An 18,271-nucleotide genomic window follows, 5' to 3' on the forward strand; every position below is an offset into this window, starting at 1 on the left:
CTCTTTATAATTGGTTAAAAACCTACGTTTAAGCCTAAAGTGTAAATGCGCGGCCTTGGGTACAGGTTATAATCTATACCGGTAAACACCTCCGGATCAAGACCCTTGTATTTGCTTACTACAAACACATTTTGAACGTTTGCTGATACATTAAGCGTAAATGTATTGGCTATGCGGCCTGCATTGTAGCTGAGGCTCAGGTTATCCATTTTCAGGAATGAAGCATTTTTTACATAGTAATCGCTGTTGTACTGGTTTATTGAAAAACCGGTATTCAAAAAGTCAACCGGGGCATTGTTTATACTTCCGCCTGAATTCAGGATGTTTGACCGGGTTGCCAGGTTTGATGATATGTTATCATACATATAGTTGCCTATGCTTGCACGTAGCACGGTGGCCACTGTCCATTTTTGATAATTTACCGAAGTTGTGAAGCCCATCAGGAACTTTGGTGCCGGATTTTTGTAGAAATACCTGTCGCTGGCGGTTATACTGCCATCGCCATCCAGATCCTGATAAACACCCTCAAGCGGCCTGCCTTCAGCATTATACACCTGTTTATAAACGTAGAAGCCGTAAGGTGCCCTGTTTATAGTATGAAACTGTATGTTATTACCTGTTGCTCCGGTAATTGAACGTGCCGGTTGTGTGTAGTTCGGGTCATCAACCAGGGTAAGGTTGGTTACCTTATTTTCCAGGTAAGTAAAGTTGAAGCCTAAATCCCAATTAAAGGTTTTTGATTTGATAGCAGCACCGTTAATGCTTAACTCAATACCCCTGTTTTCCATGTTACCTACGTTGGTTAATAACTGGTTACTAAAGTTTGAGCCCACCGGAATGTTAACTACAGCTAACAGGTCTTTGGTTTTTTTATAGAAAACATCTACAGCACCTGATATACGGCCATTAAGGAAACCATAATCAATACCGATGTTGCTTGTTGCAGTGCTTTCCCATTTCAAATCCTTGTCATAAGCGAATGGTGCATACATGTAATAAAACTGGTTACCAAACTGATATTGCGATTCATTTGCGCTTTGTCCATATCTTGGAATGTACGAGTAGTTATCGATACCGTCCTGCTGACCGGTTACACCGTAGCTGATACGTAATTTAAGGTCAGATAAGGTATTGCTGCTTTTTAGCATCGGCTCTTCGCTTATTCTCCAGGTAAATGCACCTGAAGGGAATACACCCCAACGACGCCTGTCCTCAGGACTAAACCTTGACGAACCATCGGTACGGATCGTACCTGAAAGTATGTACTTACCGGCATAGGTGTAAATAGCACGGCCGTAGTATGAAAGTAACCTGCTTTGAGGTATATCGTAAGGAAATATCGGAGTTACAATAGGGGTTGTACCATCATACTGATAGCTTGTATAATTGTTAACAGTACGTTTGTTATCATAATAACCGTAACCGGCTATCGCGTCCAGGTTACTGTTTATTGATTTAAAGTCTTTTTTGTACGCCAGGTAAAACTCCAATACTTTATTGGACACATCATTCATATAACGTGACCTTAAACCCTTGTTTGAATAATTTTGTGCTGCAAAATCAGGCACTACAGTTGTACCCTGACCACGTGAAACATCATAGCCAACATTTAAGTTAGCACGCATTTCGGGTAAAAAGTGGAAGGTATAATCTAATTGCAGATTACCAAAACTACGGGCGGCACGGCCCTTATCATCTTTTAAATTGATTAAGGCCACCGGGTTACGCGGTGTATTCGGGTTAGGGTTCGCACCGCTTTGCCACTCAAAATACTGACCGTATTTGCTTGAGGTATCTCGCACGGTTTGGGTCGGATCAAACATAATGGCCGCACCAATGGCTCCCTGGTTGGCGAAGGTTGATTTTGAATAAGTACCCTTTATATTCAGATCAACTTTAAGGTGCTTATCAAAAAACTTAGGCGATATGCCGATAGCACCCGATACCCGGTTCATGTTATCACGCATCAATATACCATCCTGATTTAAATAGCCAATGTTTACACGATAAGGCGTATTTTTAGCAGAACCTGAAACACTGATGTTATTATCGGTTGTATAGGCATTACGGAATATCTCATTCTGCCAGTTAGTGTTCGCATCGCCCAAAAATGCTTTTTGACCTGCATCGCCATTGGTATTTACATAATCGCGCAGTTGGTTTGTTGATAGTACATTAACTTTGCGGTTAGCTGTAGACAACGAATTATTGGTACTGAAGTTGATCTGCGGTTTGCCACTGCTGCCTTTTTTAGTAGTAATTAATATTACGCCGTTTGATGCCCTTGAACCATATATAGCAGTTGCGTTAGCATCCTTTAAAACGGTAAAAGTTTCAATGTCATTAGGGTTGATCAGTGTTAGGGGGTTAGCCACACCTGATATAGCATCGTTATTTAACGGCACGTTATCCACCACAATTAAAGGGGCGTTACTGGCATTTAATGATGCACCCGCACGAATGCGGATCTCGCTACCTGCGCCGGGTTGGCCACCGCCTGATACGATCTGCACACCGGCTACTTTACCGTTGATCAGTTGCTCCGGCGAAGTAATGGTACCTTTCTGAAAATCTTTTGAGCTTACAGTAGCTATTGAGCCGGTAAGCTCCTTTTTTTGCTGGGTACCATAACCGATAACCACCACCTCGTTCAGTGATTGCGATTCGGCAGTAAGCAAAAACTCAACGGTTGCTGCCTGCCCGGCAGTTACTGCAACCGTTTTTGAAAGCGTTGTGTAACCAATATACTTGGCTGTAATGGTATGCGTACCGGCGCTTATGTTGTTTAGTTTAAAAGCGCCGTTCATATCGGTAGCGGTACCGGTTGTAGTACCGTCAACAGTGACAGATACCCCCGGCAGGCTTTCGCGCTTGGTATCAAGCACGGTACCGCTTATGCTGCCTGTTTGCGCAAATGCCAAGCCCGATACAAGCATCATGGCAAGCAAAAGCACATAGTTTTTAAGATAAAATCTTCTCATACAAATTAAGTTTTTAATGCGTAAAGCTTTAATCATTGGTTGTTTACTGAATATAATTGGGTTAAAAAAGCTGCTGAAAACAATTCCCCATCAGGCAGGCGCGCCTTCTACTGTTATCTTCGTCATGTTTGTTTGGTTTTTTATATGGTCAGTTAATTAAGTTCGAGTATATACTGCGCCCGGGCGGGTACAGTAACCGTTTTGTTCAGGCTGATCTGTTTGCCCGTTATTACATCTTTACCACCGGTATGCTTGCCGGTAACATCAGTAAAGCGATCCATATCAAGGGTTTGATCCTTGCCTGAACCATTGAGCATAACCAGCACAGTTTTATCGCCATAAATACGGGCGTATACATATACGTTATCATAAGGCGCGTAATGTATCAGCTTGCCTGCGGTAACGGCTTTGCTGGTTTTGCGCCAGTTAAGCAGTTTGCGCAGGTAGTTGAAGGCCTCATTCTGCTTATCAGTACGGCCCTCAGCGGTAAAGGCATCGGTTTTATCGCCGGGCCAGCCGCCCGGAAAATCCTTGCGGATCTGCCCGTCGCCTTCATTCTTGGTACCTTCCATCAAAATTTCGGTGCCGTAATAAATTTGCGGAATGCCACGTGTGGTCAGCAGGAAAGCGAACGCTTGTTTAAAGCGATCCAGGTTTTTATCATCCTTGCGGGTAAAGCGCCCAAGGTCATGGTTATCCAAAAAGGTCAGGATGTTATTGGGGTCAGGGTATAAAAAGTCCTGCGCTATTACCTCGTAGACCTGGTACATGCCTGATTGCTCGCCGCCGTTTTTATTGGTATCCTCGTTAAAGCCCCAGTCGGCGGTAAACGTTAACGGAAAATCCATTACCGTTTTCAGGTACGTATTGTTAGGGTTAAGGGCTGAGTTACGCTGCCACCAGGCAGTCTCGCCGGTTTTGCCATACCACGATTCGCCTACGATGTTGAAGTTTGGGTACTCCGCCATTACCTCTTTACACCAGCGGGCCATAAAGGCATAATCCGGGTAAGGGTAAGTATCCTGGCGGATGCCGTCAATACGGGCATACTCTATCCACCAGATGCTGTTTTGTATGAGGTAGGTGGCCAGGTGGCGGTTACGCTGATTCAGGTCGGGCATATCAGGCACAAACCAGCCGTCAAGTAAAATATCCTGTTCCTTTTTAGCCGCGTGCGGATCCATAGCGGTTAGCTTGGCATGGTTGGTTTGTACGTATTTGGTGGGATTATTTATCCAGTCGGCAGCGGGTTTATCCTTCATCCAGGGGTGAGCCAGGCCGCAATGGTTAAAAATCATATCCATCACTACCTTCATGCCCTTGTTATGCATGGTGGCGGTAAGCTCCTTAAACTGGGCGTTTGAACCAAAACGCGGGTCTATCTTATAAAAATCGGTAATGGCATAGCCATGATACGAGCCATTAGGCATCCGGTTTTCCTGAACCGGGTTGAACCATACGGTAGTAAAACCAAGGTCTTTTATATACTCAACATGATCGGCCACGCCTTTCAGGTCTCCCCCGTGGCGAACGTCCGGGTTTTTACGATCAACCTGTACGCCTTCAAGCACATCATTTTCGGTACTGCCATTGGCAAAACGGTCCGGTGTAAGCAGGTACAGCACATCGCTGGTGTTAAAGCCATTGGCACCACCGCGGTCAGTACGCGCTTTCAGTTCATAGCTGATGGATTTTGCTTCGCCCGCGCCGGTAAACTTTATACGCATAATGCCGGGTTTGGCAGCCGCGGAGATATTGAGATAGATGAATAGGTAATTTGGATTATCGGTAGTAGCAACCTCGGTAACCTTTACACCCGGATAGCTAATTACAGGCTTGGCCTTGCCTATGTTGGTACCGTTAACCATAAGCTGCAATTGCTTATTCTTCATGCCTGCCCACCAAAAAGCAGGCTCAACACGGTTAACGTTTACCTGGGCGAATGTATCAGTAAGGCCAGCTAAACACAAAAAAATAACGAATACAAAACTTTTAGTATAGGTTTTATACATACAGCTTGCTATAAATTTAATACGGGTACTTGGGTTTATAATGGCTAAATACTATTGCCTATGGGTCTCGGTATTTAACTTGTACGAAACGCCGGGGCTTAGTGTTTTAACTAATACAAATTTGCTGACGTTACAAGCGTTTAGCTATTTGTTTAGTTAAAATTTAAGAATAATCTAATAAATTTAAACCCAATAAATTGATAATCAATTATTTAATTTTGACCTGGATTTAAAAAATTTAAATAAATTTAGGCTTAAATAACACTTTTAAGGCCGGAAATACTGAGGAAACGGGATTTAATTACACGCTTTCGGGGTGGATTTTACCGCCTCGTGTGTTCTCAACCGCCTTGATCTCCATTATGCGTTTATCAAACTCATCACCCGGAAAAAGTGATTTTGCTTTTAAACGCATTTTATAAACATAGATGGTTTTTTCAGAATACTCCAATATTTTGGAGATGGTTTCGGTATCGGTGATCCCTAATCGTATCAAGGCGAAAATGCGCAGGTCGGTACTCAATACCTCATCGCTTTTAGGCCATATCTGGTCTTCTTTTTTAAACAGGCTGTTAAAAGAGGCTACAAAGTTTGGGAATATCTTGATAAATACATGATCGAACGTATGGAATAGCGCCTCACGCTCTTTTTTGATCTGGATGTTGTCTACGATCAATTGGATATGGTCATACCGCTTTTGTGAGAGCTTCAGGTCGACAGAGCGCTTCAGCTTCTCAAGCTTCAGGATATAGCCTGATATCACATTAAAAAAGTACCCGATATACTCTTCCTTAATATGCGTGTCTTCCTGTAGTTTAAGGTTGATGGCTTCCAGCTCGGCATTAGTTTCTTCAATAATCTTCTCTTTAGCCTTGAGGTTTTTTAGTTGCCTGAATAGCATTACCGATATGACTATAACCAAGATCGCCAGTATGGATAAGGAAACGATGAAGATCAGGAAACGGGTTTTCTCGCGCTCGCTGTACTTTAATTTCTCCGCAGCGATGATAGGCAGTATGGAACTGATCTGCGCGCGGCGCTGCCTCGCGCCATAAAAGTCAGCATCGGCCATAGCCTGCTGAATGTATTTATAGGCATTTTTTATATCGCCCTGCTTGTAAAACACCTCGGCCAGCCAAAATATAGCCAGGGTTTCTTTGGTTGATGATTGTATATCGCTGGTAACCGCCTGTATCAACAGTTCAATACCCTTGCTGCGTTGTTTGCTGTTTAAATAAATGTTGCCCAATGTTGAGGCTACAATGGCATGCTGATGCTCGGTAAGCTTTTTGGTATTGAGCAGTGTCAAAAAATCGGCCTCGGCAGCTTTCGGGTCACCTTGCTTTAGTTTTTTATAGCCGATGAGGTATAGGTTATTGTAAGAACCGGGCGTACTGATAGCTATGGCCGAATCGATATATTTATTAGCCTGCTCCACGTACTGTGGCGAGTACTGGTTATCGTTATCATAATTGGCCAGGTCAAAGTTGGCACGCATCATCAGCCGGTAATACTCATAACGCATGGTATCGGTAAGCAGGCGCGCGTCTATCCCCGAAAGGTTATCAAACGCCTCCTTAAACATGCCCGATGACAGCAGGATAAAACCCACCTTAACCTTACTGGTGTACTCGCGGCCAACATCATTTAAACGCCCGCTTAATTGCAGCAACTTGTGGGCATAAACGTAAGCCGAATCGTATTTGTAAGATTTATATTCTTCGTAAACCTGGCTGCAATAGTCAAAACTGCGTGCGGCATTGCCGCGAACGCTGTTGAGCTTTACTTTAAGCTGTTTTATCCGCTGTTCTTTCCGGCTATCGTATTCACCTTTGCTGTTAAGCGCTACGTCCAGCTTATCCAGCAACTCGTCCGTTTTAGCGGGTGCGGCAAAAACAGCATGACCAATAAAAAGCAGGGCTATAAGCAAGGCAGTGCGCATACACAGGTTTAATTGACTGCAAAGTAAGCAATAAAAAAGCAAATTGCCTTACAGCCATTACCAGGTAAAAACGCAACAAACCTGTTATTATACCGGCGTTGGCGATACAACATCATCATTAAGCTGTACCGCCTTGTACCCACCTTTTGAGCGGAAGTAGAGCATCAATGCACCATAACAAATCATTAGCCCAAGCGGAAAAAGAGCAACGGTTTTTAATGCTTCTTTTTTAGCGGTTTCCTGTACGCCGGTAACAGTAGTTTTTTCGGCGGCGGGTGCGGCATCCAGCTTTGCGGCATCAATGGCCCGGTAGGTACCAAACATGCTCGACCGTGGTGTAGTGGCATAAGTGCTGTGCAGTTCGGTTTTGTTTTTCTGATCATAAGCCTGCAGCTTATTGTCAATTGATTTATCCTGTACAAAACCTAAAATAACCGCGCCAAGTACGCCCGCGCCTATCATGCCCACGCCACCAGTTACATTCATGGTAAGCGCGCCGCCTTTGGGGAAACGCTCGGCCACTACGCCCAGCATGGTAGGCCAGAAAAAGCTTTTGCCGATACCGAATATCGTGGCGGCAACCAATATCATCACCCCATCAGCACCTGACAGAAAGAATAAGCCCAGCGCTGCTATACCAGAACAAACGGTCAGTAACCCCAGCGGAGATATGCGGTGGATGATGTTACCCGCGCAAAAACGCAGTATCACCATAATGGTTGAGGTGTAAATAAGTATCCAGCCGCCCTGCAGCCCTATTTTTGACATGGCCGGGGTCATCAGGTCAGATATCCAACTGTCGGTACCTAATTCGGTTATGGCCATGGGCAGCATGATTAATAACATCAGCACAAACAAAGGCTGACCAAAGGTGCGCACAAACGCCCCGAATAAGGCGACAATAGCCAGCGTAACAATTACATTTACTGATGTAGCCCAGCCAAATACTGATCCTATCTGGAAAATAATGAGGCCTACTATAATGAGCGCGCCGCCTATGCCCACCTCTTTGAGCATATCCAGGTAAGAGATACCCGCCTTTACCCGCTCGTTTAGCGGAAACTTATTGGGCAGCATCAGCAGGCCATAACCCAGGGCCGGTATCAGTACCAGTAATATTTTAAGTTTCCAATTAGTTTCAGGCCCCATAAGCAGTGCAATTACGCCGCCTAAGATCAGTCCCGTTGGCCAGCCCGCATGTAAAAAGTTAAGCCATTTGGTTTTTTCCTTCGGGAACATACTGGCCACCGCGGGGTTAGTTACCGCCTCAACCGTACCGTTGCCCAGCGCCATTATAAATGTACCTATATATAGCATGGTGTACCCTGTAGCGAACCACGTAATAGCCGCCGAAAGGATATGGCATATAAACGCGAATATCATAGAGTTTTTGTACCCTACCTTATCAATTATCAAACTAAACAATACAATACTGATAGCGAATGGCCATAAGCCCACACCCGCAATTTCGCCGGTTTGGGTGTTACTTAAATTAAATTCGGCACTCCATTGCGGCAATGTTAACGCGCGCAAAATAAAACCGAACGATGTGGTAACAATAGCTACAAAACAGGCCAGAAATAACATCCGGTTAGGAGCTTCGGCAGTTTGGGGTTTAGTACTCATAATTATTTATCAGGTTATGGGTTATTAATATCAACTAAAATAGATGCGTGTTTAAGCATCGCGCTTAACATCATCGACATCAGTTAATAAATCAGTATTTTAAAAAGTATAATTGGTATGGCTGTTCAGTATACAAGCCATGATTGCCGTTTATAAAGCAATCGATTGCATATTTAAAACAAATTATTTGTATTTGCAAGGCTATCAGTGCATAACTAAAAATTTCTCATAAAAAAGCCCGGCAACTATTAGCTGCCGGGCGCTGAATATTTTAACAGTTTTTACTGCACCATAAATACCGCGTTGCCGAACAACAGCTTTCCATTCTCCCAAAAACTGCGGAACAGCGGATCATCGGCCAGGTAAACAACGCTGCCCCTGCCAACTGATTGCGCACCGATCAGCATACCATCAACCAGCTTTGCCTTGCTGTTTTGCCCGATAAAGCCAGAGGTATAGCCATCCTTTTTAAGCACACCTATGTTCCATCCACTGTCGTTATCTAAATAATCATAAACCTCGTCATTCAGCTTTAGCGTAAAATAATCCGCAGGCATACCAAAGCCTAAGGGGTGGGTATTGTCCAGATGGATTTTATAAACCGCGCCGGGTACATTACTTTTCAGCGCTTCCTTATCACGGTCGGCATATAATATCACCTTATTCTTATTTTTCCCCTTGTCATCCTTTTTATCGGCTGCATCTTCTTTTTGGTGTATGCTAAACAGTTTCTTATCTGCCAGTTGCGCTACCGCGTTTTGCATGGCGATGAGTTTGCCGCCATTAGTTACCCAGCCTTGTAGTTTATCCGCAGGGAAATCACCGCCGTAGTTGCCGTCGGCCAGTATCATTACGTCCACATCATTCCAGCGCATACGGTTAAGGTCGGTATAATTAACCAGCGTAACCGGGTAATTAATCTGTTGCTCAAAATAGTGCCATACCTCGCCAACAGCTTCAGATGATGTTACGTTACCCGTTACCAGCACCACCCTGATCGGGCGGATATATTTGATATAGTCAGAACCCATATCAGCACCCTTGTCCACAAAACCGGAGTTAAGCTGCACCAGCGGATGGTTGCTTTCAGCAGCGATGGATTGTATGGTCTTGTCAAAATTCTTAATGGTATTGCCCGACCGGGTGATAAGCAGCGAGCCGGCAGAGAACTTTTTGCCACCGGCTTCAAAAGGCTTTTCTGAATAGCGTACTTTAATGTTGCGTTTAAGCAACGCCGACAAAAACTTAACATCATTTAGCGATTGCCATGTTGATACGTAAGCATAAGCCGGGCTGCCACCGTACGCAGGTGTAACAACAGCGGGTGCTGACTGCCGCTGCGGTTTATACGATTCCTTTACCGCCCAGGCCTTTAAACCATAGGCATAGGGCAAGGCCCAGCCCGTAATATCGTATGTATTGCTATCGGCAATAAAGGTTTTAGGCTCAAGCAAAACATTCAGCAAAACCGCCTTGGGTTGATAAGCATTTATCACCAGATCATTAGCGGCGGGTTTATAGGTTTCGGTTTTACCAGTGATATAGTTCAATCCGCTTACCGAATGGTCGAGCCCGTAGCCATACTCGATACCGTTGCGTTTAAGCAGGGCAGCAAGGGCGGTCACCTTATCATTATTGCTGTTTTGTATCACAAAAGTTTTGTACGCTCCGGGTGGATTGGTACGGCCTGCGTCAAAATACTTTTTATACTCTGTAAGCGCCTTTTGCGCGTTGGCTGATGCCGCCTCTATAGTGCTCAGGCTGTTGGAGTGATGGTGGGCTATACGGTCGGCAAGGGTGAGGGTGTCGCCGGTATTGGTTTGTATGGCTAAGCCGGCGGCTATACCGCCCTGCTCATACGTCATGCCGATGGAACCATTATACAGCGGATAAGTATCGCCATACGACGGATAAAGCAGATCGAATATCTCCTTGGTAAAATAAGCCCAACCATTCTTGTCAAAATACTTCGCATTGTTTTTACCGATAATCACCTGGAACTCGCGCTGCCAGGGGGTAATATCCTTATGCACCGGCTCAGCAGCAGGGGCAAAATAGTAGGGCGCGTTATAGCCTTGTTCATGAAAATCAACGTGTATTTGCGGCAGCCATTGGTTATATAGCGCTACCCTGCCCTGGGTTTCCTTTTGTACCTGCCACGCCCAGTCGCGGTTCAAATCAAAAAAATAGTGGTTGGTACGCCCGGCAGGCCAGGGTTCAAAATGTTCGCGGGCGGCGGGGTTGGCATCCGGCTTTTCGCCTTTGGCCGAATTATAAAAGTTAACATAACGCTCACGCCCATCAGGGTTAAGGCATGGGTCAATTACCACTACCGTATTTTTCAGCCAGGCCTGGGTGCGGGTGTTTGCAGGGTCGACCATATCGTACAGCGTTTGCATGGATACCTCGCTCGAGCTGGGCTCATTACCATGTACGTTAAAACTGAGCCATACAATTACCGGTGTATTGCTGTTGATAGATGCGGCGGCTTTTTCCATACCGGCAATGCTTAAATTATTTTTGCGGATCTCCTCCAGCCTGCCAATGTTTTGTGCCGAAGCGATGAACATCGCCATCAGCGGACGGCCCTCGTTGGTGGTACCGTAAGGCACCAGCTTTACGTTGGATGCGGTTTTGGCTATGTAGTTGAAATACTCGGCAATGCGGGCATGGTGCGTAAACCGCGAACCCAGGCTATAACCCAAAAATTCATCGGGCGATTGTATTTTTTGCGCCAGTGCATTTACAAACAAACCAAGGCACAGCAACAGGGTGGATAATTTTTTAAACATATAATGGTGCAGCAAGCGTTTACCTAATTAACGCAGATGTTAAATGTCGATAATTTACAGGTAAGATAGCTAAAATTTTTACGTAAAATATCCTGAAACAGGCATCGCCGCCCACGCAATAATCCGCACATTTGCACATCAGTATATCCGCACATTAACATACCCATGACCCCACTACAGGCCCTGCATAAATATTTTGGTTACAGCGAATTCAGGCATCAGCAGGATACCATTGTAGCGCAGGTGCTTAACGGGCACGATGTAATGGCGCTGATGCCAACCGGCGGCGGTAAATCACTCTGCTACCAACTGCCCGCGGTGCTACTGCCGGGGCTTACCATTGTTATATCGCCGCTTATCGCGCTGATGAAGGACCAGGTTGACAGCCTGAACGTGAACGGCATCCCCGCGGCGTTCTTCAACTCCAGCCAAACACCTGATGAACAGCGTGACATCATCACCCGGCTAAAAAGCAACCAAATAAAACTACTTTACCTGGCACCGGAGCGCTTGTTCGGTACCGAAAATAAGCTGATCGATTTTTTGAAATCGCTGCCGGTATCACTGTTCGCTATTGATGAGGCGCATTGTATATCGCACTGGGGGCATGATTTCCGTCCGGAGTACCTGATGCTGGCGCATATTAAGGATCATTTTAACAACATACCCGTAATTGCCCTTACCGCAACTGCCGATAAGCTAACGCAAAAGGACATTTTGGAAAAGCTGAACCTGCACCAGCCGGCGGTCTATGTATCCTCATTTAACCGGGCGAACATCACCTACAGGGTATCGCCCAAAAACAAAAGCTTTAACCAGCTACTTAATTTTCTGGACAACAGGGGCGATGATTCGGGCATTATCTATTGCCTGTCGCGTAAATCAACCGAGGCCCTGGCTATCGACCTGAAAGCGGAAGGCTACAGTGCCGAAGCCTACCATGCCGGGCTGGACCACGCTACCAAAGCCCGTAACCAGGAGGCCTTTTTGCGCGACGAGGTGAAGATCATGGTGGCTACTATTGCCTTTGGCATGGGCATCAATAAATCAAACGTGCGCTACGTGGTTCACATGGATCTGCCTAAAAACATTGAGGGCTACTACCAGGAAACGGGCCGGGCCGGGCGTGATGGTTTGCCATCAGATGCCATGCTGTATTATTCGCCGGGTGATGCCATTAAGCTCAAGGGCTTTGTTAGCCTGGAGAACAACGAGGAGCAAAGCCGTATTATGCTTGATAAGCTGAATGATATGGTTGCCTATTGTGAGTTGCATACCTGCCGCCGTAAATACCTGCTCAACTATTTTGATGAGGAAGCGGCCGACCATTGCGGCTCGTGCGATATATGCCTCAGCGAGTTTAAAAAGTTTGATGGTACGCTCATCGCCCAAAAGGCATTGTCGGCCGTATTCAGGCTTAACCAGCGTTTTGGGCTGGGTTATGTGATCGATTTTTTACGCGGATCAAAAAGCGAAAAAATCCGCGAGGAGCACAAGCAGCTTAAAACCTACGGCGTAGGTCCCGACATCAGCAAAGCACAATGGCAACGCTACCTGCGCGAACTGAATGCCCACGGCTTCCTGCAAATAACCGATGATGCCTACCCCATTGTTAAGCTGACGGACAAAAGCGAGGCGGTATTAAAAGGCCTTGAAAAGGTTGAACTGACCGAAGCGCAGATTATCGAAGAAAAAGCGGAAGAAGCATTGCCGTTTGAGGCCGCATTGCTGGATCAGCTCAAAGCCGTGCGCCTTAATTTCGCTACTTACGAGAACCTGCCCGCGTATATCATTCTGTCTGACGCTACGCTGTTAGAAATGGCCACCTACCTGCCGCAAAGCATGGATGAACTGCGCCACATCTCCGGCTTTGGCGATGTAAAGCTGGCCAGGTATGGCCGCGAGTTTTTGGAAGTGATCAAAGCCTACAGCGCCGCGCATGGCCTTACCTCAAAGGTAAAACCGCGCACAGCAAAACGCCAGGCTAAGCCGCGTGAGGCAAAAACAAGCAATACCCAAAAAGAAAGCCTCAACCTGTTTATGGCGGGCAAAAGCATCCCCGAAATAGCCACCGAACGCGGCCTCTCCCCCATGACGGTCGAAGGCCACCTCACCCAGTTCGTACAAACCGGCGAATTGGAGGTTACCCACTTTGTTGATGAAAACAAAATACCTGTTATAAAAGATGCTATTGATAGTTACGGCCCCGACAGGCTGGCGCCTTTAAAAGAAGTATTGGGCGACAATTACTCCTACACCGAAATTAAGGCGGTGGTTAGCTGGCTAAAGCGTGAAGGCTAACCGCTAATATGATGCAATTGGTATAAATGTTAAGCTACGGTAACTAATCTTACTTTTTTTTACGATTCCAACACATTTTAATAATTATTGGGTTTGTTTGTTACGGCTTAATGTTAGTACCTTAATCCAATTTATATATTTATAATGAGAATATTTCATTTAAGTGCCGAATGTTTCCCGGTTGCCAAGGTTGGCGGCCTTGCCGATGTGGTAGGCGCATTGCCAAAATATCAGGTGGCAGCAGGCTTGCAGGCAGCCGTAGCGCTACCTTATTACGACCGCAAGTTTACCCGCGAACACGATTTCGACATTGTTTTTCAGGGCCTCACCTTATTAGGTACAAGGCGTTTATACTTTGAGATACTTAAAGAAAAAACAAACGCCTTGGGCTTTGAGCTTTTTTTAATTAAGATACCGGGGCTGATAGACCGTCAGGAAGTTTATTGCTACCCTGACGAAACCGACCAGTTCATCGCTTACCAGATCGCTTTTTTGGATTGGATAAACTGGAGCGGCCAAACGCCGGATGTTATTCACTGCCACGATCACCACTCGGGTCTGGTACCCTTCCTACTTAAACATTCAAATGCTTATAAGCGGCTGGCTAACATACCAACCGTTTTCACTATACATAACGGCCAGTACCATGGCGCTTTCAGTTGGGAAAAACTGCATTACCTGCCGGAGATAGACATGACCAAAACCGGTTTGCTTGATTGGGCCGGCGCGCTCAATCCGCTGGCTACCGCGGTTAAATGCTGCTCAGCCTACACCACCGTATCACCCAGTTACCTCAATGAGCTTACCATCAACTCCAACGGACTGGAATACCTGTTTTACATTGAAGGCCATAAAGGCCAAGGTATTTTAAACGGGATAGATACTGATGTATGGAACCCGGCGACAGATAAGCTCATCGCCTCAAAATATGCAGCAACACGCATTACCCAGGGTAAAAGCAAAAACAAGGCAGCCCTTTGTCAAAGGTTTGGCCTGAGTACAGAGTTGCCGCTGATTGTTTTTATTGGCAGGCTGGTTGGTGAAAAAGGTGCCGACCTACTGGCACCCGCTATTGAGCGCAGCCTGCAGGAGCACAACGGACTGGTTAACTTTTTGATGCTGGGCGCGGGTGATAAAAATACGGAGGCTGAATTACTCGCCTTAAAAGAAAAATACACCGAACATTACAACGTATTCATTGGTTATGATGAAGCACTGGCGCACTTATTTTATGCCGGAGCCGACTTTTTGCTGATGCCATCGCGCGTGGAGCCATGCGGACTTAACCAGATGTACTCGTTACGTTACGGCACGTTGCCTGTTGTGCGCAGTACCGGTGGTTTAAAAGATACCGTTAAGGATTTTGGCGACCAGGGCGGTTACGGCATCCGTTTTGACAGTGCCAGTGTTGATGATATTTGCTACTCAGTAAGCAGGGTCATTGTATTATACAATGATATGCCACGCTTGCAAAAATTACGAAAAACAATGATGGCGCTCGATCACTCCTGGGATCGTTCGGCCGCTGAATATGTAACCCTTTATAACCGAATAATAACAGCATCATGAGTTCAAATGTAATAGCAATTGTGCTTGGAGGCGGCCAGGGCAGCCGTTTATCGCCGCTTACAGCTACGCGCTCAAAACCGGCAGTGCCTATAGCGGGTAAATACCGTTTGGTTGATATACCTATCTCCAACTGCTTACACTCAGGCATTGAGCGTATGTATGTGCTTACCCAGTTCAACTCGGCATCGCTTAACAAGCACATTAAAAATACCTACCATTTCAGCAGCTTTAGCGAAGCGTTTGTTGATATTTTGGCGGCGGAGCAAACCCCGTCAAGCGTATCATGGTTTCAGGGTACGGCTGACGCGGTAAGGCAAAGCCTGCACCACCTGATGGTGCATGAGTTTGAATATGTGCTCATCCTCTCCGGCGATCAGTTATACCAGATGGACTTTGAGGATATGATCAGCAAGCACATTGAGCAGAATGCGGAAATATCTATCGCTACCATACCTGTACATGCTAATGATGTACCGGGTTTCGGCATCCTTAAAACTGATGAGAATAGCCTGATCACTTCCTTTATCGAAAAACCGAAAAAGGATTTTGAAAGCTGGGCATCTGAGGTGAGTGATGAGATGGCCGCGCAGGGCCGTGTTTACCTGGCATCAATGGGTATATACCTGTTTAACCGCAAGCGCCTGTTCGAGATACTGCAATCAAACGATCACCCGGATTTTGGTAAGGAGATCATCCCGCAGGCTATTACCGAGCACCGCGTGGCCAGCTATCAGTACGAAGGATACTGGACCGATATTGGTACCATCCCATCCTTTTTTGATGCCAACCTGGGCTTAACGGATGATATTCCGCAGTTTAACCTGTTTGATAAGAACCACATATTTACCCGCGCGCGCATGTTGCCGCCGTCAAAAATATCAGGCACACTGATGGAAAAAGCCATTGTGGCCGATGGTTGTATTGTTAACGCCAAGCACATCAAACGCTCCATCATCGGCATACGTACCCGTATAGGTTTTGATACCACCATTGAAAATTGCTATGTAATGGGCAGCGATGTTTATCAAACCCTTGAGCAGATCGAAGACTCACGCGTTAACGATCGCCCGATAATGGGTATTGGCGACAGGTGTTGTATCAAAAACGCCATTATTGATAAAAACTGCTTTATTGGTAACGATGTAACCATCAATTGCGAACCCGGCAAGCCCGACGGCGATTATGGTACCTACACCATACAGGATGGCATTGTGGTAGTTAAAAAGCTATCTGTAATTCCAAACGGATCGGTGATTCAATAATTGATCATTCATCCTATAGAATGCCGAGGTAATTAAAACTTCGGCATTTTTTGTTTTTAAGGTTATGCCCAAATTAACAAATTAATAATTTTAACTACAGGTAAAACTTATTTCATGCTAAATTGCTGTTTTACATAGTATTAATCAAAACACAAACCACTATGAAAAAGTCAATTGCAATGTTAGCCTTAGCGGCTATCTCTTTCGGCAGCGTTTACGCGGCTGATGTTACTGTTAAAACTGCCACCATGCAGCAGGACAGCACCAAAAAGATGAAAAAGAAAATGAAAAAAATGAAGAAAGACAGCACCAAAGCTGCTCAGGACACCATGAAAATGAGATAAGCTGCTTTCTTTAAGCAAATAAAAACGGCCGACTGGTAATCCAGTCGGCCGTTTTTATTTGCTTAAATCGATACCTGTAAATTCTTTGATGATATCTCGGCAGCCTTGTTCAACCATGTCATAAACGGTTTCAAATTTGGAGTCGTCGTAATAGGGATCGGGTACTTCGGCGTTGCCAAGCAGCAGGCGTACTTTGTCGCGGTCGGCCTGGTTGCGGGCTTTGGCCAGTACATCGCGCAGGTTAAATTTATCCATCACTATGATGAGGTCAAAGTCATCAAAATCGCGCACGGTAAACTGCTTGCATACCTGCTTACTAATATCCACCCCTCGGTTAAGCGCCGTGCGGATGGAGCGGCGATCGGGGGCTTCACCTACGTGCCAGTTGCCGGTTCCGGCTGAATCAACCGTCCAGTTCAATCCATTCTTATCGGCCAGGTGCTGCATTACACCCTCCGCCAGCGGCGAACGGCATATATTGCCCAGGCATACCATGAGTATCTTCATCTTTTTTTATTGCGAATTTCGGAGGGTTGATTTCGGAATGTGTTTTTTTAATGTCTGTAATTCCGAAATCAACCTTCCAAATTTCGAAATTCTCTTATCCAAATATCTGGTTTAGCAAACCTGCCAGGCGAACGCCGCCTTTTACCAGTTGACTGTTAACCGTTTCAATATTTTCAAAATTATACCTGTAGCTTAACTTGCTGTCAGGTTTTACTTTACTGTAAAGTTTTTCGGCAAGTTGATGCGATTCAAAAATCCATGCCGATACCGGTGCTTTTTGCCATGCGGCGCGCTGGGCCGCAGTAGTATGGTTTATGGCTGCAGTATACTCCGTGTAACTTAGCTGCTGAAAATCTATCAATTGCGAATCCCAAATGGAGTGTAGGTTAGTGGGCGTATTAAACCACAAAAGCTTTATGTCATTACCACCTTTATCACTTTCATGCCCGGTATGAAAAGGCTGGTGCACATCCTCTACAAGGTGAATAAGCACACGCAGGCACAATAGTTTATTCCTTGGGGTTAAATTCTTTTTTTTAAGCTCGCCTACCAGAAACTGTATTTTAGTATATGCATTTACAGATGTGTCTGTTTTTAAGTACGATTGCATTTCAGGATAAGTATAATCCTTATCAAAGTCAACAAAATGCCAGTTATACAAATAATTATACGTCGAGTCGGATTTAATAAAATCAGCCCAGTTGCTGGCCATGGCAATACTCTCGTTACCTAATATGCCTTGTATAGCTTTGCGCGCCTTGGCATTCAGGTAGCTGTCGGCAATTTGTCCGCTTATGCGGTGCCCCTGCTGCCCCCAGGCCATGGTTTGCACCGGGATATAAACTATCGCCATTAAGGCGAAAAGTATCTTCACTAATTTATTTTTCATGGAACGTTAATTTGCTGCAAAGATAGCAGCCATACTGGCTAACTGA

General features: G+C 45.5%; 11 protein-coding genes. 4 read left to right on the forward strand and 7 right to left on the reverse strand.

Annotation, left to right across the window (positions count from 1 at the left end; all coding sequences use genetic code 11):
• Positions 1-14: 14 nt before the first annotated feature.
• The 5 genes from AC3WJC_RS16510 to AC3WJC_RS16530 form a co-directional block, all read right to left on the reverse strand.
• Positions 15-2,981 carry a SusC/RagA family TonB-linked outer membrane protein gene (locus tag AC3WJC_RS16510; protein WP_492400216.1) on the reverse strand — a complete coding sequence of 989 codons (2,967 nt, stop codon included), beginning with the start codon at positions 2,979-2,981 and terminating at the stop codon, positions 15-17.
• A gap of 152 nt (positions 2,982-3,133) precedes the next feature.
• Complete coding sequence (locus tag AC3WJC_RS16515; RefSeq protein ID WP_492400217.1) at positions 3,134-4,993, reverse strand: glycoside hydrolase family 13 protein; 1,860 nt, start codon at positions 4,991-4,993, stop codon at positions 3,134-3,136.
• 301 nt (positions 4,994-5,294) lie between these two features.
• Complete coding sequence (gene susR / locus AC3WJC_RS16520) at positions 5,295-6,935, reverse strand: SusR family glycan utilization regulator (RefSeq protein WP_492400218.1); 1,641 nt, start codon at positions 6,933-6,935, stop codon at positions 5,295-5,297.
• An 87-nt stretch (positions 6,936-7,022) separates the two neighbouring features.
• On the reverse strand, positions 7,023-8,561 hold the full coding sequence (locus tag AC3WJC_RS16525; RefSeq protein ID WP_492400219.1) for an MFS transporter: 1,539 nt from the start codon (positions 8,559-8,561) through the stop codon (positions 7,023-7,025).
• Positions 8,562-8,842: 281 nt separating this feature from the next.
• Complete coding sequence (locus AC3WJC_RS16530; RefSeq protein WP_492400220.1) at positions 8,843-11,353, reverse strand: M14 family metallopeptidase; 2,511 nt, start codon at positions 11,351-11,353, stop codon at positions 8,843-8,845.
• Between the two features lie 165 nt (positions 11,354-11,518).
• On the opposite strand from AC3WJC_RS16530, the gene recQ reads away from it, so the two are divergent.
• The 4 genes from recQ (at position 11,519) to AC3WJC_RS16550 (ending at position 16,829) form a co-directional block, all read left to right on the forward strand.
• Positions 11,519-13,654 carry a DNA helicase RecQ gene (gene recQ / locus AC3WJC_RS16535; RefSeq protein WP_492400221.1) on the forward strand — a complete coding sequence of 712 codons (2,136 nt, stop codon included), beginning with the start codon at positions 11,519-11,521 and terminating at the stop codon, positions 13,652-13,654.
• Positions 13,655-13,798: 144 nt separating this feature from the next.
• Positions 13,799-15,223, forward strand: coding sequence for a glycogen synthase (locus tag AC3WJC_RS16540; protein ID WP_492400222.1), 1,425 nt, complete (start codon positions 13,799-13,801; stop codon positions 15,221-15,223).
• The gene (locus AC3WJC_RS16545) at positions 15,220-16,485 is read left to right on the forward strand and encodes a glucose-1-phosphate adenylyltransferase (protein WP_492400223.1); all 1,266 of its coding nucleotides are present in this window, start codon (positions 15,220-15,222) and stop codon (positions 16,483-16,485) included. Before AC3WJC_RS16540 ends, AC3WJC_RS16545 begins: the two co-directional genes overlap by 4 nt.
• A gap of 161 nt (positions 16,486-16,646) precedes the next feature.
• A complete protein-coding gene (locus AC3WJC_RS16550; RefSeq protein WP_492400224.1) occupies positions 16,647-16,829 on the forward strand; it encodes a hypothetical protein in 183 nt (60 codons plus the stop codon).
• Between the two features lie 54 nt (positions 16,830-16,883).
• On the opposite strand, the gene AC3WJC_RS16555 is transcribed toward AC3WJC_RS16550, so the two are convergent.
• Together AC3WJC_RS16555 and AC3WJC_RS16560 are read right to left on the reverse strand one after the other, a co-directional pair.
• Complete coding sequence (locus AC3WJC_RS16555) at positions 16,884-17,336, reverse strand: low molecular weight protein-tyrosine-phosphatase (RefSeq protein WP_492400225.1); 453 nt, start codon at positions 17,334-17,336, stop codon at positions 16,884-16,886.
• 94 nt (positions 17,337-17,430) lie between these two features.
• On the reverse strand, positions 17,431-18,225 hold the full coding sequence (locus AC3WJC_RS16560) for a S1/P1 nuclease (protein WP_492400226.1): 795 nt from the start codon (positions 18,223-18,225) through the stop codon (positions 17,431-17,433).
• Positions 18,226-18,271 lie beyond the last annotated feature (46 nt).

The sequence above is a fragment of the Mucilaginibacter sp. FW306-07-L genome (assembly GCF_058782065.1).